This window comes from Acinetobacter sp. YH12145, assembly GCF_013418335.1.
GTDB lineage: Bacteria > Pseudomonadota > Gammaproteobacteria > Pseudomonadales > Moraxellaceae > Acinetobacter > Acinetobacter amyesii.
The window spans coordinates 238,615-259,698 of sequence record NZ_VPCE01000007.1 but is presented as its reverse complement, the minus strand read 5'-3'; the positions used below and the strand labels follow the sequence as shown (position 1 = coordinate 259,698).

The 21,084-nt window shown below is 39.2% G+C and carries 24 protein-coding genes and 1 pseudogene; 9 read left to right on the top strand and 16 right to left on the bottom strand.

Annotated elements, in window-relative coordinates; translation table 11 throughout:
* Positions 1-486: 486 nt before the first annotated feature.
* From FTU80_RS10055 to ftsY, 4 genes are all read right to left on the bottom strand, one after another.
* Entirely contained in the window at positions 487-1,164 is a 678-nt protein-coding gene (locus tag FTU80_RS10055) for a DUF2057 domain-containing protein (protein ID WP_078193893.1), read from the bottom strand.
* Positions 1,165-1,347: 183 nt separating this feature from the next.
* On the bottom strand, positions 1,348-1,941 hold the full coding sequence (locus FTU80_RS10050) for a nitroreductase family protein (RefSeq protein ID WP_180084933.1): 594 nt from the start codon (positions 1,939-1,941) through the stop codon (positions 1,348-1,350).
* A gap of 215 nt (positions 1,942-2,156) precedes the next feature.
* Positions 2,157-2,843 carry a nitroreductase family protein gene (locus tag FTU80_RS10045; protein ID WP_180084932.1) on the bottom strand — a complete coding sequence of 229 codons (687 nt, stop codon included), beginning with the start codon at positions 2,841-2,843 and terminating at the stop codon, positions 2,157-2,159.
* 174 nt (positions 2,844-3,017) lie between these two features.
* The gene (gene ftsY, locus FTU80_RS10040; protein WP_180084931.1) at positions 3,018-4,124 is read right to left on the bottom strand and encodes a signal recognition particle-docking protein FtsY; all 1,107 of its coding nucleotides are present in this window, start codon (positions 4,122-4,124) and stop codon (positions 3,018-3,020) included.
* 250 nt (positions 4,125-4,374) lie between these two features.
* Here ftsY and FTU80_RS10035 point away from each other — a divergent pair.
* Both FTU80_RS10035 and FTU80_RS10030 read left to right on the top strand, forming a co-directional pair.
* Positions 4,375-5,688 (top strand): annotated as a pseudogene (locus tag FTU80_RS10035) (M16 family metallopeptidase); the annotation flags it as partial.
* A gap of 126 nt (positions 5,689-5,814) precedes the next feature.
* On the top strand, positions 5,815-7,383 hold the full coding sequence (locus tag FTU80_RS10030) for a pitrilysin family protein (RefSeq protein WP_180084929.1): 1,569 nt from the start codon (positions 5,815-5,817) through the stop codon (positions 7,381-7,383).
* Here FTU80_RS10030 and FTU80_RS10025 read toward each other — a convergent pair.
* Entirely contained in the window at positions 7,307-7,630 is a 324-nt protein-coding gene (locus tag FTU80_RS10025; protein WP_180049421.1) for a hypothetical protein, read from the bottom strand. The genes FTU80_RS10030 and FTU80_RS10025 overlap by 77 nt on opposite strands.
* A 109-nt stretch (positions 7,631-7,739) precedes the next feature.
* Complete coding sequence (locus FTU80_RS10020) at positions 7,740-8,099, bottom strand: hypothetical protein (RefSeq protein WP_111884936.1); 360 nt, start codon at positions 8,097-8,099, stop codon at positions 7,740-7,742.
* 221 nt (positions 8,100-8,320) lie between these two features.
* Between FTU80_RS10020 and FTU80_RS10015 the strand changes: the two genes are divergently transcribed.
* From FTU80_RS10015 to FTU80_RS10000, 4 genes are all read left to right on the top strand, one after another.
* Positions 8,321-8,554 carry a hypothetical protein gene (locus FTU80_RS10015; RefSeq protein WP_078188494.1) on the top strand — a complete coding sequence of 78 codons (234 nt, stop codon included), beginning with the start codon at positions 8,321-8,323 and terminating at the stop codon, positions 8,552-8,554.
* 139 nt (positions 8,555-8,693) lie between these two features.
* Positions 8,694-9,071, top strand: coding sequence for a DUF2750 domain-containing protein (locus FTU80_RS10010; RefSeq protein WP_180007275.1), 378 nt, complete (start codon positions 8,694-8,696; stop codon positions 9,069-9,071).
* Between the two features lie 106 nt (positions 9,072-9,177).
* Positions 9,178-9,609 carry a CBS domain-containing protein gene (locus FTU80_RS10005; RefSeq protein WP_078193901.1) on the top strand — a complete coding sequence of 144 codons (432 nt, stop codon included), beginning with the start codon at positions 9,178-9,180 and terminating at the stop codon, positions 9,607-9,609.
* 125 nt (positions 9,610-9,734) lie between these two features.
* Complete coding sequence (locus tag FTU80_RS10000) at positions 9,735-10,085, top strand: hypothetical protein (RefSeq protein WP_180084928.1); 351 nt, start codon at positions 9,735-9,737, stop codon at positions 10,083-10,085.
* A gap of 9 nt (positions 10,086-10,094) precedes the next feature.
* Here the strand turns inward: FTU80_RS10000 and trpB are convergent, their stop codons facing one another.
* The 10 genes from trpB to FTU80_RS09950 all read right to left on the bottom strand — a co-directional run bounded on the left by trpB (position 10,095) and on the right by FTU80_RS09950 (position 18,571).
* Positions 10,095-11,303 (bottom strand): tryptophan synthase subunit beta, encoded by a 1,209-nt coding sequence (gene trpB, locus FTU80_RS09995; protein WP_180084927.1) that lies wholly within the window; start codon positions 11,301-11,303, stop codon positions 10,095-10,097.
* Between the two features lie 131 nt (positions 11,304-11,434).
* Positions 11,435-12,622 (bottom strand): VWA domain-containing protein, encoded by a 1,188-nt coding sequence (locus tag FTU80_RS09990; protein ID WP_180022715.1) that lies wholly within the window; start codon positions 12,620-12,622, stop codon positions 11,435-11,437.
* Positions 12,623-12,825: 203 nt separating this feature from the next.
* Positions 12,826-13,278, bottom strand: a complete 453-nt coding sequence (locus FTU80_RS09985) for a hypothetical protein (protein WP_180084926.1) — start codon at positions 13,276-13,278, stop codon at positions 12,826-12,828.
* Positions 13,279-13,357: 79 nt separating this feature from the next.
* Positions 13,358-14,209 carry a MoxR family ATPase gene (locus tag FTU80_RS09980; protein WP_180011248.1) on the bottom strand — a complete coding sequence of 284 codons (852 nt, stop codon included), beginning with the start codon at positions 14,207-14,209 and terminating at the stop codon, positions 13,358-13,360.
* A 21-nt stretch (positions 14,210-14,230) separates the two neighbouring features.
* On the bottom strand, positions 14,231-14,614 hold the full coding sequence (locus FTU80_RS09975) for a hypothetical protein (RefSeq protein WP_180084925.1): 384 nt from the start codon (positions 14,612-14,614) through the stop codon (positions 14,231-14,233).
* A gap of 21 nt (positions 14,615-14,635) precedes the next feature.
* Positions 14,636-14,944 carry a YcgL domain-containing protein gene (locus FTU80_RS09970; RefSeq protein ID WP_180011296.1) on the bottom strand — a complete coding sequence of 103 codons (309 nt, stop codon included), beginning with the start codon at positions 14,942-14,944 and terminating at the stop codon, positions 14,636-14,638.
* A gap of 124 nt (positions 14,945-15,068) precedes the next feature.
* Positions 15,069-16,211 (bottom strand): HRDC domain-containing protein, encoded by a 1,143-nt coding sequence (locus tag FTU80_RS09965; protein ID WP_180060186.1) that lies wholly within the window; start codon positions 16,209-16,211, stop codon positions 15,069-15,071.
* A gap of 201 nt (positions 16,212-16,412) precedes the next feature.
* On the bottom strand, positions 16,413-17,009 hold the full coding sequence (gene recR / locus FTU80_RS09960) for a recombination mediator RecR (RefSeq protein ID WP_078188505.1): 597 nt from the start codon (positions 17,007-17,009) through the stop codon (positions 16,413-16,415).
* 12 nt (positions 17,010-17,021) lie between these two features.
* Positions 17,022-17,351: a YbaB/EbfC family nucleoid-associated protein gene (locus tag FTU80_RS09955; RefSeq protein ID WP_180074039.1), complete on the bottom strand. Its 330-nt coding sequence runs from the start codon at positions 17,349-17,351 to the stop codon at positions 17,022-17,024.
* 32 nt (positions 17,352-17,383) lie between these two features.
* Entirely contained in the window at positions 17,384-18,571 is a 1,188-nt protein-coding gene (locus FTU80_RS09950) for an O-succinylhomoserine sulfhydrylase (RefSeq protein WP_180084924.1), read from the bottom strand.
* Between the two features lie 142 nt (positions 18,572-18,713).
* Here FTU80_RS09950 and FTU80_RS09945 point away from each other — a divergent pair, with 142 nt between their 5' ends.
* The 3 genes from FTU80_RS09945 to FTU80_RS09935 all read left to right on the top strand — a co-directional run bounded on the left by FTU80_RS09945 (position 18,714) and on the right by FTU80_RS09935 (position 21,061).
* Entirely contained in the window at positions 18,714-19,808 is a 1,095-nt protein-coding gene (locus FTU80_RS09945; protein WP_180084923.1) for an alpha/beta fold hydrolase, read from the top strand.
* Between the two features lie 22 nt (positions 19,809-19,830).
* Positions 19,831-20,703 carry an NAD(P)-dependent oxidoreductase gene (locus tag FTU80_RS09940; RefSeq protein ID WP_180084922.1) on the top strand — a complete coding sequence of 291 codons (873 nt, stop codon included), beginning with the start codon at positions 19,831-19,833 and terminating at the stop codon, positions 20,701-20,703.
* 88 nt (positions 20,704-20,791) lie between these two features.
* Positions 20,792-21,061, top strand: coding sequence for a YARHG domain-containing protein (locus FTU80_RS09935; protein ID WP_180084921.1), 270 nt, complete (start codon positions 20,792-20,794; stop codon positions 21,059-21,061).
* Positions 21,062-21,084 lie beyond the last annotated feature (23 nt).

Here is a 21,084-nt window from a genome sequence, read left to right as displayed (position 1 = left end):
TACTGACAAAAATTTGCTCAAATAAACTTCGAGTAATTTCTACCATCAATCAATGAAAATAATTTCGATCAATCAATCAGTAAAAATCCACACAAGTTGTTCTTCATAATCTCTTAATGATCTTCTTAATGCTTCGTCAGCAAATAAGAAAACAACACCAAACAACTCAAAACCTTATGTTTATCGCTGTCTGCGTTGGTATGCAGCGTATTCTATAGAGTTTCAAAACAAACACAAGCCCCTATCATAGAAATTTCTATGATATTGTGCTTGAGTGTATATTTTTTAAACTAAATGCAATTTATTGCTTATTTAAAGATCAATATATCCACATATTTTGCCTTATGAAACACGAATTTTATAATTCTTGGTGATTTTTATATTCTTCAATCTAAAAAGCCCGTAATTCACTAAAAAGCCCGTAATTCAACGGACTTTTCGAATAATACGAATTTTAAGAAAACCAATGAAGTTATGAAAGTGGCTTTAGTTTGCTTGCTCAGCCAACCAACTCATGAATTTTTGTCGTTCAGCTTTACTAGCCTTCTGCCAAAGCTGAATTAATTGTTGATCTGCCCCATTTTGATGAACAGCTATATTTTTTGGAGCGACCACAGGAGCTGCCACATTTGTTGGTTTTACATTTAAGGATTGTGCATAAACAGGTGCCGGTTGATTTTCTGGTACAGCTTCTTTCTTCGTAAAATCTACAGCATTACCTAAAACACCATTGGAGAAAATCGATTTTTGTTCTTTCTTCGCCCCAGCTTGCTGCACAAGTAATTGATTAGATCTGTCATACAAACCAAATATCGGTTGGTCTTTATATTTTTGCGCAGCATCAAAATCTTTTGGTGCATTGACTAAACCCAAACGATACTCTTGACCATCAATCAGTGCTGGAGTACGAATAGCGGCCACACCTGACTTTAAAATATCATGAGAATTATCAGCATGTTGAAAAAATTCGCTATAACGTACCGTTAATAGGTTTTCACCTGCATCTAGCTTATACTTCTCCGTAGATCGAAATAAACCACCAGTAACTTCTTGATCATTAACTGCAACTATTTTAATTTCTTCCGGAACAGTCAAAGTTACAGCTGCAAATCCGGCACTACTTAACATCAGCGCTGCAGCAGCAACAGTTAATCTTAAAGTCATCATTATCACTCTTTATCAATTATTTAGTTTGGAATGCACTATGCAATGCATATATGACAATCTTATGACATCTAACAATCACTGTATATTTTGTTTCAAGACATTATTTTGATATTCATTCAAGAATTTTGCATATAAAAAAAAGGATGCTTAATGCATCCTTTTTAATTCATCACACCATCATTACTTAAATGTTTTGAATCGTTCTTCATCTGCAATAAAGGTTTTTTCGCCTGCAGGCGCTTCAATCGAACCGAAAACAAGTTGTGCACGTAGTTTCCATTGATCTGGCACATCAAATTCCGCAGCTGTTTCAGCATCAACAATTGGATTGTAATGTTGCAATGATGCACCGATATTTTTTTCAGCCAAAGCCGTCCAAGTAGCAAATTGAGCAATCGCTGTTGAGTGTTCAGACCATACTGGGAAATTATCTGCATAAAGTGCAAATTGTTCTTGGAGAGCTTTTACTACAGCCTGATCTTCATAAAATAATGCTGTACCAAAACCTGCTGCAAAACTATTAATCTTGCCATTGGTTCCTTCAAATGCATCTGCAGGTACAATTTTACGTAACGTTTCACGTACGATATTCCAGAATTTTTTATGTGCATCACCAAACAGAATAACGACACGAGACGTTTGAGAGTTAAATGATGACGGACTTAAACGTACAGCATCTTTAATGGTTTGCTCAATTTCATCTTGCGATAAAGTAACGTTATTACCAATAGAATAGATTGTGCGACGTTGTTCGATTTGATTCAAGAATGACATTACAATACCTCTTTTTATTTTCAATTAGCTGACTAAGTTGAGATTTATAATAGGTGAAGTTTTTAACCGTTGCATGACTATATTTACAACATTGTGTCTTATTTCTAGAACAATCAATTGCAAGCATCTAAATACGTACAACCCACTTACATTCAGATTTTGGTTTCACTGTCTTTAGTACGGCAGAAATCAAAGCAACTTACAGAACATAGAAATTACTCATAAATTCTAAACTGATCTTGATCTTCTGGTTCTAAGCGTTCAGGCGCTTGGCCTTCAATTGAACCAAAGACCAACTGCGCACGTAGCAGCCATTGTTTTGAAATATCAAAGTGTTCGGCAACAGCATAATCAATGTGTGGATTATAGTGCTGTAAACATGCGCCTAGACCTGCATCTGCGATCGAAGTCCATACTGCTAATTGGGCCATGCCAGACGTTTGCTCCGACCATACTGGAAAATCTTCTGCACTTAATGGCACTTTCTTTTGTAATTGTTGAATCACGGTTTGATCTTCATAGAAAAGCACAGTTCCTAGGCCAGCTGCACATTGATCTATTTTAAGCGCCACGCCCTCAAAAATATAACTCGCAACATTCTTGCGTTGTACGTCTTTTACTATGTCCCAAAATTTTTGATGAGATTCACCAAATAAAACCACAATACGTGTACTTTGTGAATTATATGCAGATGGACAACTTCTTACAGACTCTTGAATCAGTTCAGCCAAGTAAACCTGACTATAATGTACCTTCTTTCCAAGCTCGTAAATACTGCGACGTTTCTTTAGTTGGTCGACAAATGACGCTTCTACTTCTTGGTCAGTATTTTTCTTTTTTAATTTAAAATCTTTAGTGATATCCGCAGTCAATACATGACCAATTTTATCGAGTAACGCCACCCTAAACACCCCAAAGCAATTTTTATATATAACAATAATTCCTTACTTATTCTAAGGGTATATCAGGCTGAATTTTGACTATGATTTATTCACATGTTGCTTTTTAAATCAATCAGTAAGCTCAAAAACAAAAAACTCCGCATTTTGCGGAGTTTATGTGATATTTAACGCATTTTATTTATCAGTTTCAAATAATGCTGCGACAAATGATTTAGCTGAGAATGGACGTAAGTCATCAATTTTCTCACCTACACCAATAAAACGAATTGGCACATGGGTACGGCTTGCAATATTAAATAACACACCACCTTTCGCAGTACCATCCAGTTTAGTAATGGTTAGACCTGTAAGCCCTACTGCCTCATCAAACAATTCAACTTGGTTAATGGCATTTTGACCTGTACCTGCATCAACCACCAACATCACTTCATGCGGAGCTGTAGCATCAATTTTTTGCATTACACGTTTTACTTTAGACAACTCTTGCATGAGGTGTCCTTTGTTGTGTAAACGACCTGCAGTGTCTGCAATCAGCACGTCTACGCCTTTTGCACGAGCACTTTCAAATGCATCAAAAATAACTGAAGCAGAATCTGCACCATGACCTTGAGCCACAACGGCAATATTATTACGTTCACCCCAAATTTGTAATTGTTCTGTGGCTGCTGCACGGAATGTATCACCAGCAGCCAACATTACTTTTTTACCTTCACCTTGTAAGCGTTTCGCTAATTTACCAATCGTGGTGGTTTTACCCACACCATTCACACCAACAACCAAAATCACATACGGATTTTTATTGCTGTCGATATGTAGCGGTTTAACACGTGGTGAAAGTAATGCCACCAGTTCTTCTTGAAGCGCTTTATATAAAGAGTGCGAGTAAATTAAATCGCCACGTTCAGTACGTTCAGTTAAGTTCGCAATAATCGTTTTGGTTGCATCGACACCAATGTCAGCAACCAAAAGTTGCTCTTCAACTTCCTCTAAAAGTTCATCGTCAATTTCCTTCCCACCGATCAGGATATTCACCATGCCGTCTGCCAAGTTCTTACGTGACTTTGCTAGACCTTCTTTCATTCGACTAAAGAAGCCGCCTTTCGCCTTCGAGTCTTCAGTTTCTGACTCTGTTTCTTGTAATGGTGCAGCAACTTCTTGCTGTACTTTCGGTGTCTCGATAATCGGCACATTTACCGCAGGTAAACTCGGTAGCGTGACATCGTCATCACCGATATCAGCATCAATCAAAAATTTATTCTGCCCATGAGATTGCTGTTGCATGCCGAATCCTTGAAAAGCACTGCGTTAAAAAAACCGATTCTATCATAAGTTATCTTAAATTGAGTCGATACACGCCCGTCAGAGCGAAGCACACTAAAAAACAACATGTTGAACTTGCAATCAAAATTAACTTTAGGAAAACTAGATAGCTATAAAATGCATTTTAATGGATTCCTTTGTGTCCCATAAAAACAGATTTTCTCCTTATTTTTTTAAAACTTTATTTCGCTCTGCGCTTCCTATCTGTGTCATCAGCAGTTGCCTTTGGTCTGCACCCAATCTACATGCAGACACACGTACCCAATTAACACGTAGCACCTTTGAAACCACCCTTAAAAATGGTTTAAAGGTCATTATCCGTGAAGACCACCGTGCGCCGATGGTAATGACCCATATTTGGTACCGTGTGGGTAGTAGTGATGAGTCGGGCAATCTATTAGGGATCTCCCACGCGCTCGAACATATGATGTTTAAAGGAACCACCAAAGTTCCTAATGATGAATTTACACGTCTCAGCCGTATCTATGGCGGCAGCATCAACGCTGCAACCTTTACCAATTACACCAATTATTATCAGTTGTATCCTAAAGCCTACTTCCCTATGGCGCTGGAGCTCGAAGCGGATCGTATGAGTAATTTACGATTGCAACAACAAGATTTCGAGCCTGAAATTAAAGTGGTTATGGAAGAACGCAGACAGCGTACAGATGATAACCCTCGTTCTTTGGCTTATGAACGTTTCAAATGGATCTCTTATCCAACCAGTCACTATCGTCAACCCGTCATTGGACACATGAAAAATCTGCAAAACATCACATTGGCAGATTTAAAACAGTGGTATAAAGATTGGTATACCCCAAACAACGCCATTTTGGTGATTGTCGGTGATGTCGATGCCGAAGCAGCAATACGTCAAGTTCAAAAATACTTTGGTGATATTCCATCACGTAAAACACCTGATCGTAACGATGTGATGGAATTCGAGCGTGTGGGCTATCGTCATATGGAACTAAATTTACCCGTACAAGTGCCCAATTTGTATATGGCGTGGAATGTACGCTCACTGGCTACCGCCAAAAACCCACAAGATGCTTATGCACTCAATATTATTCGCAATATTTTAGACAGTGGGATCTCATCTCGCCTACAAGACAAACTGGTACGAGATAGAAAATTACTCACGGCTGTAAGCGTTTCTTATGATCCATACAATCGTGGAGACAGCTTGTTTACCATTTCAGCACTCCTTGCCGATGGAATCAAAATGGAACAAGCGCAAAAAGCCATACAAGATGAAATCGACACTTTAAAAACAGAATTAGTCAAAACACCTGAAGTTGAACGTATCACCACACGTTTTGTCTCCAATTTAGTCTATAACCAAGATGACATCAGCAGCCAAGCCAAGACGATCGGCAACTTAGAAGTCAATGGACTCAGTTTCAGGCTAATGGACGAATTACCAAAACTATATGAAAACGTCAGCGCACAAGATATTCAACGTGTCGCAAATGCGTATTTTGTCCGAGAAAATTTAAGCACCATGTATCTACTTCCAGAACAGACGGAGGTTCCAACAACCTCAAATAAAGCAGATCAAACTACAAAACCAGCTCAAACGGAAGTTGTTATTCCAGAGCAACAAATCAGCTCAACCCAAAACACTGAAAGCGTCTTGTAAGGATTAGTGATGACTATTACGAAAATTTTATCTCTAAGCTTACTCACTGCGTTTGGCTCAATCCTTCATGCAGAAACTTTTAAGGAAAATGTTCCCGACCTCAACGATAACCCGAGCCAATTACAATCTATCCCCATGCTGCAAAGTTTAAAGAATTTACAGATTGATAAAGACTACCGTGCTCTGCTTGTTCAAGTGCTGAAAAACCGAAATGGCGTAAATAGCCTGTTTGTTGAATCACAAGATCTACCTATGGTGGATATTCAACTGACCTTTAATGCAGGTTCTGCTCGTGATGAAGAAGTCGGAAAAGGCTTGTATGGTGTTGCCAACATGGCTGCACGTTTAATCGATGAAGGCACAGAAAAATACAATGCAACGCAAATTGCCTCGGTTTTTGACCAAACAGGTGCTCAATTTAGCGTACAAGCACATCGAGATATGTTTGTCGTTCGGCTACGCGTATTGTCAGACCCTAAAAAATTAGAACCTGCTTTAAGTATGATGATGGATGTGATTAAAAATGCGACTTTTAAAAACTCCAGTCTCAACTTAGCACTCAGCAATAACCAAGCTGGTCAGAAACAACTCCAAGAAAGCCCAAGTCGCTTAATGAATATTCGTTTCTATCGGGCTGTATACGGCACACACCCATATGCAGAACCGATTACTGGAACCAATGGCAGTATCAAAAAAATCACCCCTGACATTTTAAAGAAGTTTCGTAATCAATTTTTAGTTGCTCAAAACATGAATATTGCCATTACAGGCAAACTCAGCAAAAAAGAAGCACAAAACCTTGCTGAACGTATTTCCGGAAACTTAAACCAAGGTGAAAAAGCTAAGGCACTTGCACAACCAGAAGAAAAACAAGGGTTTGATATCATCCATCTTCCCTACAATTCCACCCAAGCCAACGTCATGTTTGGACATTTAGGAACGACACGTGATAACAAAGATCGATTAGCCCTAGAAGTAGCTAATCGAATGTTTGGTGGTGGAGGTTTTAACTCGATCCTCATGCAAGAGCTTCGCGTTAAACGTGGTTATACTTATGGTGCCTATAGTGCATTTAGCTTTAGCCAAGCACCCGGTATTTTTAGCTTTAGCTATGGAACACGTCAAGATCAGCTAATAGATAGTATCCGAGTGGCACATAAGGCTTTTAATGATTTTGTCAAAATGCCTATTGATCAAAAACAAATGGAAGAAACCAAAGCAGGCATGCTGCGTGCTTTTCCAAATAATTACAGCAGTAATGCAACGATCAATGCACAGCTTGGTCTATTAGGGTTTTATCAACAAGATCCAGATTATTTGACCCAGTACCCGAAATTATTGGAAAAAATAACTGTAGCTGATGTACAAAATGCGGTTCGTACTTACATGCACCCTGAAAATATGACTGTGATAGTGGTCAGTAAAACCTTAGATAAAAATGAAGTACAGCAGATATTGGAAGAGAATATACAAGCAGCTCCAACCAAGATAATCCCTGCAACTAAAGCTGTTCCTCTGCCAAAGCAGGAAGTTGATGTGCCCGTACAGACTCCATCTGATAAGCATGCATCAATTTAAGATAAGCACCCACACGAATGCGATCTTGCTGTCTCAGTAGCATCGCCATTTCCTGTGTTTCAGGATAACTTTGCTGCAAAGCAAGTCGTGACACGTTTTGGTATTGCTGTACAGAAATAGGACGATATAAGGCAATCACAGCCAATACCAAAATTACCACGATCATGACTGAAACAAAGATATTATAAATTTGCTCAAGCTGTATTTTAGATTTGAATTGAGTAATTTTTTCTAAATCAATAGTCATACACTACCTCAGGTTCAAAGTAGTGTATGGCTGACGTTCAAGAAGTTCAAGTCACAGCGCTTAAAACTGCATCAGTTCACCTTTTCAGTCTGTGAGTTAGCTAAACAATTTAATGAATAATGGTACGTATCACCGCAAAATAAAGAATTAATGCAATAATCGCCAAAACGATAAATACTGCAAAAATACTCATTCCACCTTCTGCATGCGCAGGATGTAAATCATCATCATCGGCGATTTTGAGTAATTCGCCATTATATGCATTGTAAAATTCTAAGCGCTGTGCCTTATCTAAATCCCGTGTGAAATCATATACACGTTTGCGCTGTGCCAAACCAAAATCCCCTAAATGAATTTCTTGATGAAAAATTGCTTCATCAAGATTGCGACGATGTAGATGTGCCAACTCCACAATTTGCGCTAATGTCGGAGGATAATCTAAAGTTAAACCGTCTAAAACTCTTGTCATTTACTTCTCCTTATTATCTACAACTTCTTATGATAGTATTTTACTCACGAAAACAATTGTCCATTGTTTAATCATGTAAACTATAGCAAATTAGAAATATTTACGTGAATAGTTGACAATTCAAGATAATTGTAATATTAGTTTAATAATACTTAGTTAAATTAGTTAATAGGGCTAAAGAATGGGCCCTTAATGATCATAATTAGAATAAGGAGTTAAATATGATTCAACAATTCTCTCAACATGAACTCGAACATGTATACGCAAATGCGGTAAACACAATTCAATCTCAAATGAACTTCAGCGATGCAGTTCATGAATTGGAAGATGCAGCTCGTGCTGGACATGGTAAAGCAGCGTTATTTTTGGCTGAACTTTATTATCAAGGCTTCCGCGTAGAACGTGACTCACTCAAAGCGCAATATTGGCAGAACATGGCCACCTTGCAAGCATAACAAAACGTCACTAAGGTGGCGTTTTTTACACCCTTCAACTTTTAACTACATAAATTCTTACAATCAAGTTCAAAGCTTACACAGCTTTTTCATAAGAATTTCCTACAATAGGAGCAACATCAACAACACGCTGCATATGATGTCTAAATTAAAGCAATATAAACCTATTCCAAAAGATTTATTTTTCAAAATTAGTATTTTAAAAACCATGATGTACTGTGGAGTCCTTTGGGGTCTCTACCACCAACAAGGTTGGGCAATGACCAGCGATCAAGATCATATTATCTTCCCGTTTTGGTTAAATGGCATTCAAGCGCATAAATATGCCAAAAAGCATTGGCCCAACTACACTCCACGACGCATTACACCACAAGATTTTGAGGCATCGCTATTACCGACATTAACACGCCTTAAAGTCATCCCTGCGTTGCATAGCTCAAGTCACATCCGTCTCAAGCTCACAACCTCGCAAATGCGTTTATTCTTTTTTAACCAAAATAAGATTCAAATGGCATAAAACCCTCAGTGCATGTTTGACCCCAACATGCACTGAAAAGTATTTGCTTTTTTCAAATTTCGCGCTAATTTAAATTAAACAAAAACTACTATAAAGGAATGAAAATATGACTACAGTTGCCCAAGTACTTAAAGACAAAGCTTATCAAGAAATCTACACCATCACTCCAGATGCGACTGTACTCGAAGCCATTTCCCTGATGGCACAAAAAGGCATTGGTGCCCTCGTTGTGACCCATGAAGGCACAGTCGTTGGTATTTTGTCTGAGCGTGATTACACACGTAAAATCGCCCTGATGGAAAGAACATCTTTCGATACCTCTGTCAGCGAAATTATGACTGGGAGCGTAATCACCGTGACAAGTGCAGCGACTGTCGAAGAATGTTTAGAGCTTATGACAGATCGCCATTTACGTCATTTACCTGTCGTTGAGGAACAGAAATTAACTGGCTTAATCTCCATCGGCGACCTTGTAAAAGCAGCAATGGATGATCAACGCAAACTGATCGAACAACTTCAACAATATATTTCAGGCTAAACTCAATAACTCCCCCCTTAATAAAGTTTAAGGGGGGAATCTAGAAATCAAAATTTTTCATATAATTCACCAAATGTAATGACATACACAATACAAATTAATTACTTTTCTCAATTTCCTTTATTATGTTGAAACCTGCTTTAGATAAATTAAACCAACTGGATGCCATCATTTTGGAATTAGAACGCTTGATGGTTTCGATGAAAGACGATGAGCTGTTGCAAAACCACCGACGTACGATCAATTTAGAGATTGCTTCTGCTGTCACTGAAATTTTAGATGCAAAGGCAATTATTTATGTACTACATCCTGAGTTAATTCCAATTACATCAAGCGTTAACCACACTTTATATAAAAATTATGTCAAAAAAAATATCCCAGTTAAAAACTGGGATACTTCGAATATAGATCGGGCTATGCAACTGCAAAAGATTTTTGCACCATCAACAGATGATGAGCAACTTAGTCTTTTTTAATGGCAGTAATTAATTTAAACCTAATTTTTCAGCCACATAGTCTGAGTCTTTATCGCCACGTCCTGAAACGTTAACGACAATCTTCACATCTTTGGCAAGTTTTGGTGCTTCACGAATTGCCCAAGCAACCGCATGTGAACTTTCTAGTGCAGGAACAATACCTTCCACACGTGAAAGCGTCATAAAGGCATCTAAACATTCTTGGTCTGTCGCTGTTGTATATTCAACACGACCTAGGTCTTTTAACAAACTATGTTGTGGCCCCACCCCTGGATAGTCCAAACCTGATGCAATTGAATGCACTGGCAACGGTTCACCCTGCTCATCTTCAAGGACATAACATGCCATGCCATGAATTTGACTTGGCTTACCCAATGTCAACGTCGCAGAATGCATATTGGTATCTAAACCATGGCCTGCAGGCTCAACGCCTACGAGTTTGACATCGGCGTCATTCAGGAATGCTGTAAATGCACCAACGGCATTGGATCCACCACCCACACATGCAACCACATAGTCAGGATTTGCACCAAATCGATCATTGGTCTGAACTTTAATTTCATCACCGATAATTGACTGGAAGTCACGGACCATTTTCGGGAATGGATGTGGACCAACCACTGAACCAATCGCATAAATAAAATTGGTTGGATCTTTTAAATATTCTTCAAATGCGCTATCTACTGCATCTTTAAGTGTAGCTGTACCACGTGTAACAGAGATGAGGTTGGCACCTAAAATCTTCATTTTCACTACGTTTGGATGTTCTTTTTCAATATCCACTTGCCCCATGTGAATTTCACATGGAATGCCCACCAAGGCACAAGCCGTTGCCAATGCTACACCATGCTGACCTGCGCCAGTTTCAGCAATCACTTTGGTTTTACCCATGTATTTTGCTAATAAGGCTTCGCCAAGGCAGTGGTTAATTTTATGCGCGCCAGTATGGTTAAGGTCTTCACGCTTGAGGTAGATTTGTGCCCCACCTAATTTGTCAGACAAGCGTTTCGCATAAAACAATGGGCTTGGACGTCCAACATAGTGTGCAAACAACTCTTTCAATTCATTTTGAAATTCTTCTGTATGACGAATTTGCTCATAAGCAACATTAATGTCATCCATTGCCTGTTTTAAATCTGGTGGAATGAACTGCCCACCGTATTCACCGAAGAAACCTTCTTCATTAGGTAATGCGATACCATTAATTTGATGATCCATCATATTTCCTTCATGTTGTATGCAAAACAAAGACTTTTAAATACTATCCAATTTTGAAAATAAGAAACAATGCAAAATTGGAGTAAGTAATATAAACATCATTGATAAGAAAAAGTATCGTTTTTAACGCTTTAGCGCGCTAAATATTTCGTCATATCTTCCACACCTTTTAGGGTCATCGGGAACATATGATCTTCAAAGATTTGTTTAATCGCAGCTATGGTTTGGGTGTAATGCCAATAACTTTCTTCTTCAGGGTTTAGCCACGCTGTTTTATCAAAATGATTGCGTAAGCGCTGTAACCACACCTGACCCGCTTCATCATTCATATATTCCACAGATCCACCTACCGAGTTCAACTCATACGGCGCCATACTTGCATCACCGACAACGATGACACGGTAATCTCGACCATAGGTGTTGAATAGATCCCATGTATTCATACGCGTGCTGGAACGGCGAATATTGTCTTTCCATACATAGTCATATAAACAGTTATGAAAATAGAAATACTCTAACGTTTTAAATTCAGTTTTTGCTGCGGTAAAAAGCTTCTCACATTGGGCAATATGTGAATCCATCGAACCACCCACATCAAACAGCATCAATACTTTAATGCGGTTACGTCGTTCAGGAACCAACTGCACATCCAAAATACCCTGTTTGGCAGTTTCACGAATAGTTCCGTCGATATCCAGCTCTTCTGCTGCACCTTGACGGGCAAATTTACGCAAACGACGCAAAGCCATCTGCATCTGACGACTGCCGAGAATCTGCTCATCATCTAGGTTTCGGTATTGACGTTGTTCCCACACTTTCACCGCAGATCGTTTACGACCAGGCCCACCAATACGCACGCCTTCAGGATGGTCGCCATAGGCACCAAACGGCGACGTACCACCCGTCCCAATCATCCGATTACCACCCTGATGCTTTTTATGCTGCTCGCGCAAACGCTCTTCGAGCATTTTCATCAGTTCTTCTAAGGAACCAGCTTTTTTTAATTCTTCTCGTTGTTCTGGTGTTAGATGCTTTTCGATGAGCTCAAGGTCAAACCAATCCTTTGGCAGTTTATGTACCTGATTTAATAGCTCATCCAAATCAAAGGTAGCAATACCGTCAAAATAGTCCTTCATTGCACGGTCGAACTTATCAAAGTAACGTTCATCTTTGACCATGACGGTTTTTGCAAGCTGATAAAATTCATTTTGATCTGCAAAGACCAGCCCTGCTGCCACTGCTTGGTTCAAGTCAATCAATTCACGAGTTGAAACAGGAACACCGTATTTTCGAAGGGTATAAAACAATCGCACAAACATAGGCGAATAAAATCCAATAAAAATTAAATATCAGGAGGTCAAATCCAGTGTGAATGCATGTGATCTTGTTATTTCATCTGCAACTGAGTCTTGCCTTTACATCCACCATTATGAAAAATTGATCCCTACAAGTAAAGCCAAAAGCTTTTACTGTGTGTTCATATACGTTGCCCTACTACCCAAAGAAACACATACAGCATGATTTATTCGCAAGTCGCATTTCTATTGTTAAGCGATTGTTTAAGAGTTTTATATTTGTGCTGAACTTTGAGACGATCCTGCTGCAACTTTTCAATGGATACGATTTTATGAAAACCTTGATGGTTTCTATAGCGGTTAAAGTCATTTAGATTCAAGATCACAAAATCATAGTATTTCAGCTCGAGTACAGTTGCAGCACAGGCCTTTTGTTGAATGGTCGTTTGAGCTGCAAGATGATCTGATTTATCGATGAGTTTTTCTTTAAGTTGATGTTCTGCAACTTGCGCCCAATACGCATCTTGGAGTAGCTGTTGATGCTGCTGTTCAAACTGAGCATCATCCATTGCATAACTGAAAACAGGGAGATAAAAGCTCGCAGCCAACAAAAGCACAGTTGGCTTTAATCTCTTAGGTACAGCAATGTGTACACAAGAAACGTATGCTCTTGTCTGCATAATTCACCCTTATATTTTTTAATACTCAAAATAAAAGCCGGATAACCGGCTTTTAAATCTTTTAAAGAATTGATATCAATTAACGACGTGACATAAATGCTAGACGCTCAAGCAATTGCACATCTTGTTCGTTCTTAATCAAGGCACCATAAAGCGGTGGAATTGATTTTGATTTATCTGTGTTGCGTAAAATATCTTCTGGCATATCATCCGCCATCAGCAAACTCAACCAATCAATCAACTCAGAGGTTGAAGGCGGTTTCTTTAAACCCGGAATTTGACGTAATTTAAAGAAAATTTGTAGTGCTTCAGAGACCAAGGTATTTGAAATATTTTCAAAATGTACATCGATGATTTCACGCATGGTTGCTTCGTCAGGGAATTCAATATAATGAAAGAAACAACGACGCAAGAAGGCATCTGGAAGTTCTTTTTCATTATTTGAAGTAATGATCACGATTGGACGTTGTGTTGCAGTAATCGTTTCACCCGTCTCATACACAAAGAAGGACATTTTATCGAGTTCATGCAGCAAATCATTAGGGAATTCGATATCTGCTTTATCAATCTCGTCAATTAGAAGTACACAACGTTCTTCACTGGTGAATGCTTCCCAAAGTTTACCCGGCTTAATATAGTTTTTGATGTCATAAACACGGTCATCGCCCAACTGACTATCACGCAGACGGGATACGGCGTCATACTCGTACAAACCTTGTTGAGCCTTGGTCGTCGATTTAATATGCCAAGTAATGAGCTTAAGGCCTAAACTTTCAGCCACTTGTTCGGCTAAAAGTGTTTTACCTGTCCCCGGCTCACCTTTAACCAAAAGTGGCTTTTGCAATGAACGTGCAGCTTTTACTGCAAGTTTTAAGCTATCGGTCGCAATATATTGATCTGTACCAGTAAATTGTTGAGTTTCAACAGACATGACATAACCTTATTTTTTTATTTAAAGCGGTGAAATTTTCTTGTTTACAACGTGCTGTGGTTTCGTTGCATTGTATTTTGTCCAAAAATAGCCGAGGACTAAACCAATACCCACCACAAAGAGAATCAGCGATAGATTCAACCAAACCAATGGCTGATCTTTTGTTAATACACCAAAAATCAAACCAAAAATCGCAGGTGCGATTGCTGCATTTGAACCTTCAGAAACGGTTGGTGTTAATAAAATAGCAAATACGATAAGCCAACCAATGGCACCGATCGTTTTGGGTAAGCGCTTCATCAGCCCATACCAACACAACAAAGCAATTACAGCCCCACCTAGGTAAACCGTAATTGCAATACTGCTTTCAGGAATTGAGTCCAATACCGATACTACACCATTCATTTTCACAACTCCTGAATTAACTTAAGCGCCGCGCAAGCCTTCTGGCTCAACCGCATTTGGGTCAATTAAACCTTCTGGAGGCATTTGAATAAAGAACCCTTTTGTTTCAATTGAATCTATGACATGCAATACGTTCACACGTGCAAGTTTGCGTGATTCACTAAGTTCTAGATCCATGACAAATGTGGCACGACCAAACGCTGTACGTAATGCATCAGGCATTACTGCAAGCGGATCTGTCGCTTCAGTTTCGTTTTCATTAACTTCAGGACGAGCAATATAAAGATACATTTCATCTTTTTTGCTCGATTTGTAGATAGAACAGTACATAATTGAATCAATACTCATTAAACGCAAGGCAAAGGATACATCAAAAAAAAGACTGATACATTAGTGTTTATTAACGCATCAGTCGTGAATTTGTATAAGTGATAGTTCTTTAATCAATCAGAACTTATTCCATCACTTTCATTTGACCAGAAAGATAACTTTCATCGGCATGCAGCACTTCAATTAAAGGCTTCGTCAGCAAATCATAGCGCCAGCCCAATAGATAGCTCGGTAAATCCTGTTCATCATTATGAAATACCACATGCTGATACAAGGCATTTAACCATTTTTTGCGCATTAAAACTTCTTTAGGCACAGAGGTTTCTTGTACTGCACGCTGAATAACGGTATCGACGCGCGAACCAATATCCTGAGACGAATGACGAATTGGACGTGCCATACGCAGCGGCCATTCAGCTTGTTCTGGTAAAAACTTCAACAAATCTAAAATAATTTTACCATGCTCACGCACAATGTTCGGACGAATGTCTTTCACCGCGCTCAATTGAAAATTATTTTTTGGATTTTTTTCCACCATATCAATGATGGTTGAGTTTTTAAGAATAAAACTACGTGGCTGATTTAAGGCTTTCACCATTTGCTCACGCCAAACTACCAATTGCTGAATTTGCATGAGCTGTCGACGTGAATGTCGATAATTACCAACATCGTGATACAACAAATGGATCGGCGTTTCAGTGCCAATTTCATAGGTTAAATTTTTGCAGTCCTCAAGCACACAATTTAATAAACTTTTCGCAGCCAACTCGTTTTGAATCGTTTGGCTTAAATTCATTAAATAATGTACATCATTCGCTGCATAATTCATTTGCTCGGCACTGAGTGGGCGAGCCAACCAATCTGAACGAGTCTGATCTTTATCAATATCGACATCGAGCATGGTTTTTAAGGCATTTTGATAGCTGACTTGTAAGCCATGCCCTAAAAATGACATCCCAACTTGTGTATCAAAGACATTTTCTAAAGACTTATGCTGTGCATAGTGATAAATCAGGTCGATATCTTCACTACAAGCATGAAAAATGTTTTGCTGGGCCACAAATAATTTTTGCCAAAATTGGCTTAAATCGAGGGTTGTACCATCAAGTAAATACACTTGATTTTGTACATTAATTTGGAAAAGTCCAAGTTTGGGCCACAGGGTATCTACTTTTATAAACTCGGTGTCGAGTCCGTAAATCGAGCTTTGGTCCATAAGATTTAAAACGGAATTTAAATCTGGCTGATTTTGAATAAATTGATACATAAGTTGCTGAGTCTAATTTTAGATGCTCTATGAGCTTATATTAACTGATATATATTATTTATCTATAAGGAAAAACGTTATTTTAGTGACTTATTTCTTTTATTTGGCTTTTTTATTCATTATAAACAAAAACTTTAATCGTTATTAAGTATAAATAATTAGGTGAATTTTATACAAAGCGAAACGAGTTTCGCTCTATAGTTATTTCATTCGCATTCGGTTATGCACGGCCTGACTTAAGGTATGGCTATCCACATATTCAAGCTCACCACCCTGTGGTACACCCTGTGCAATACGGGTCATTTGTATTGGTAAATGCTTGGTCGCTTCAACCAAATAATGTGCTGTCGCTTGACCTTCAACCGTTGCATTGGTCGCCAAGATCACTTCCTGCACTTTACCATCACTTAATCGTTGAATTAAATATGGAATACCAATTTCGTCGGGTCCAATACCATCGAGTGGCGACAAATGTCCACCCAATACATGATATTTCCCTCTAAAACTGCCACTTTGCTCGATTGCCATGACATCTGCTGGAGATTCAACCACACAAAGCAGTTGATCATCACGTTCTGACGAGACGCATATGTTGCACACTTCATCTTCAGTCAATGAATGGCAAATGGAACATTCATGAATATAGTTGGTTGCTTCAGTCAAGGCATGTGCCAAACCAACAGCGCCTTCCCTATTTTTCATGATTAAGTGCAGTGCCATTCGTTGAGCCGACTTTGGCCCAACGCTTGGCAAAATACGCAATGCCTGTACAAGTTGATCAAAACGATCACTAAACATTTAACGTATTCCTTAGAATAAACCTGAAAGGCCAGGTGGAAGCCCCATACCCGAGTTTGCAGATTTCAGTTTTTCTTCTGAAATCGCTTCAGCTTGACGTGAAGCATCATTCATTGCTGCTGCAATTAAGTCTTCAATCATATCTGCATCATCTTGAAGTAGTTCAGGATTGATTTCGATACGTTTCACTACATGACGTGCAGTCATAGTAACTTTAACCAGACCACCACCTGCTTCAGCGTGAACTTCAACTTGTGCAAGCTCTTCCTTGGCTTTTTTAATGTTGCTCTCAACTTCTTTTTGCATGCGTTGAGCTTGCTGCATGAGCATATTAATGTTCATAAAAATCTCCGAACAAAACTGATGAATTCACTTTAGATAAGATCTAAACCGCGTGAAAGATCGCGAATAATATCATTAATATCTTCTAAACCAACAGATACGCGAATTAAACCTTCGCTAATCCCTGCTGCTTTTTTCGCTTCTGCAGACATTCTGCCATGAGAAGTCGTTGCAGGATGGGTAATTGTTGATTTTACATCACCCAAGTTACTTGTAATAGAAAGGAACTTGGTATTATCAATCACGGTCCAAGCACCTTCACGTTCGCCTTTGGCAACAAACGACACAACTCCGCCAAAGCCTTTTTGTTGCTTTTTCGCCAACTCATGACCTTCGTGATTTGGAAGTCCAGCATAGTACACTTTTTCAACTTTCGGGTGTGCATCCAACCATTCAGCTAAAGTCTGAGCACTTGCACAGTGAGCTTTCATACGTAAGCTTAAAGTTTCTAGGCCTTTCAGGAAGATCCATGCATTGAATGGACTCATCGAGTTACCCAGTGTACGAATAACACCTGTAATCTCTTCCATCAATTTTGCACTACCGACAACAGCACCACCGAGCGCACGACCTTGACCATCAATATATTTTGTTGATGAGTAGATCACGAGGTCCGCACCAAATTTAATCGGTTGCTGTAACACTGGTGTACAGAAAGTATTATCGACTGCAAATAATGCCCCATGCGCATGTGCAATATCAGCAATGGCTTGTAAATCCCCTACTTGAGCTAATGGGTTTGACGGTGTTTCAATAAACAAGAGGCGTGTAGTTGGACGAATCGCTTGTTTCCAAGCATCTAAATCTTCCAAATCAACAAAAGTAACATCAACGCCAAATTTGATGACATATTTTTCAAACAGAGAAATGATCGAACCAAAGACAGCACGTGAACACACCACATGATCGCCAGCTTTCAAATATGCCAAAGTGATCGCGTGTACGCCCGCCATACCCGAACTTGTCGCAACTGCGGCTTCAGCACCATCCAAAACAGCTAAACGTTTTTCGAACGCTTGTACAGTTGGATTGGTATAACGTGAATAGGTATTGCCTTCAATTTGACCTGAAAATTTTGCTGCGGCATCTGCTGCACTTTCACAAACAAATGATGAAGTCAGGAAAATTGGCTCGCTATGTTCACCCTCAAAAGTACGAATATGACCTGTACGAATCGCTAAAGTCTCTAATTGGTATTCGATGTCGTCTTGTTGGCTCATCTGTATTACTCAGTCGCGAAGAACTGCCTTTGTGAAGAATTGCCAATATTTTGAGCGTCTAAGCTATTTAAGGTCAAGGTAAAATACGAAATTATCGCTTAGACTTCGACCAATCCTACAAGGACTTAGGCAATTGACAGTTATGCACCCTTTCAAACAGAAATTTCTGGCGCAGCAAAAGAAAATTAAACACCTGTCTAAACGTGTGTTTAATGCAAAATCGCTGGTCCTTTCTCAATCGACACCCTATGAAGTAATTACTGAATATAAACATGCAAAAGTTCGGTATTACGCTTCGCCTGATCGTAAATACAAAGAACCCTTAGTGTTTGTTGCTCCACTGGCCATCAATATGGCGATTTATGATTTGTATCCATATCGCTCATTGGTGAAACATTTTCAACACAGTGGCTTTGATGTCTATTTGTTGGAATGGGGAAAATTAAACTATCAAGATCGATTCTTAAATTTTCTATCGTTTATTGATGATGTGATTCCACATTGTATTGATCAAATTTGTGAGCATGCAGATAGTCGATACATTTCGCTACACGGTTGGAGTATGGCTGGAGTCTTTGTCACGCTTTATACCGCATTACATCAACCTGAACATGTTAAAAATCTAATGGTGATGGGCGCGCCGATTGATAGCTATGCCTCAGGTCGTATCGGAAAGTTATTTCAAAAAACCAATCGCTTGCTTTCACGTAGTAAAAATCTACAAGATACGGTCTACACAGGGAAAATCCCTAAACATTTTATCCATACACCGGGCGTGCTGAATGCGATTGGATTTAAAATCGTCGATCCAATTGGTTGGTTCAAAAGCCAAAAGCAATTTTTATCTAACTTAGATAATCTGCATGACCTGTATGAACATGCAACCATGGGCGATTTTCTCAATCACATGATTGACTATCCGGGTGGCATTAACCAAGACATGGTGTTCAATGTTTGGCTACAAAATCCGCTTAAAAACGGCATTATTCAATTGAAAGATAAAGTTATTCAATTAAAAAATATCCACTGTTCATTGTTGATTGGCGCGGGTTCTACCGATCAAATTGTTACGGCAGATGCAGCAAGTCCTTTAGGCGAATTGACAAGTAGTCAAGATGTCACGTTTACTCTCATTCCCGGTGGTCACCTCGGCCTGATGTCGAGTCAAAAAAGTGCCAATCAATTTTGGCCAACTTTGACCCAGTGGCTTACACAAAGATCCAGTTTATTGAAATAAAAATTTAGAGGGTAAAGTAAAGATGATTCAGTCAGTTGCATTTATCGGATTGGGCGCAATGGGTTACCGTATGGCAGCGCACCTACCAAAACAGTTCGACACGGTTTATGTCTGGAATCGAAACTTTACCAAGGCAGAGCAACATGCTGCTGAATTTGGTACGCAAGCGGTTGCTTTAGAACAAGCAGTACAAGCGGACATTATTTTTTCCTGCCTACCCATCAGCCAAGATGTTGAAAATTTAATTGCGAGTGTAACGCTGAAATCAGGCTCGATTTGGGTCGACTGTACCAGCGGTGTACCCGAATCTGCAAAAAAACTCGCTTCAGCCTTAAAGCAACAAAACGTTTCGTTCTTAGACGCCCCTGTGAGTGGACAAACCATTGGCGCTGAAACGGGAACATTAACCGTCATGATTGGTGGTGACGCAGCAGCCTTTGAACGTGCATTACCTGCGATCCAAACATTTGGCAAACTGATTAAACATGTGGGTGAACCGGGTGCGGGTTTTGCCGTTAAAGCTGTAAACAACATGTTAATGGCTGTAAATCTTTGTGCAGTTGCTGAAGGATTCACCACCTTAAAAGCGCATGGCGTGGACTTACATGAAGCACTCGATTGTATTAATGCGTCGAGCGGTAAAAGTAATGTGACTGAAACAGTTTTACCGCAGCGCGTACTGAATCGTAGCTTCCCATTAACCTTTGCACTTCCATTACTTGCAAAAGATACGGGAATTGCTGTTGATCTTGTGCGACAAGCAAAACTTTCAGCACCTGTGCTCTCTTTGACGCAAAATTTAATCCAAGCAGCAAGCGATCAAGCTAAAGAAAACAGTGATTTTTCAAGCGCTATGATTATGTATGAAAAATGGAGTAAAATTACAATTGAGTAATAACTCGCCATTGAATAACGATAAATAACCATCATATTGTACTCTAGTGTCATAACACACATTGTTACAAATGACAGAGGAAACTCGCATGAACAAATTTACCCTCGCAACTTTGCTAGGTGCTGTAACTTTAATCGGGGCTTCTACTGCTGTTTTAGCATCTGAGCAAGAATGCCAAAAGTTGAAAAATGACCATGATGTGATTTATGCATCGAAAGGTTTCTGCTTTAAAGATCCTGACGCTAAAGCGAAGTTTGGCAATGACAATTGCTACACAACTAAGCCTAAATTTTCAGAAAAAGAGCAACAACGACTTGACGAGATCAAAGATCGTCAGAAAGAATTGAACTGTAAATAATTACGATTCAATTCGCTCAAGGA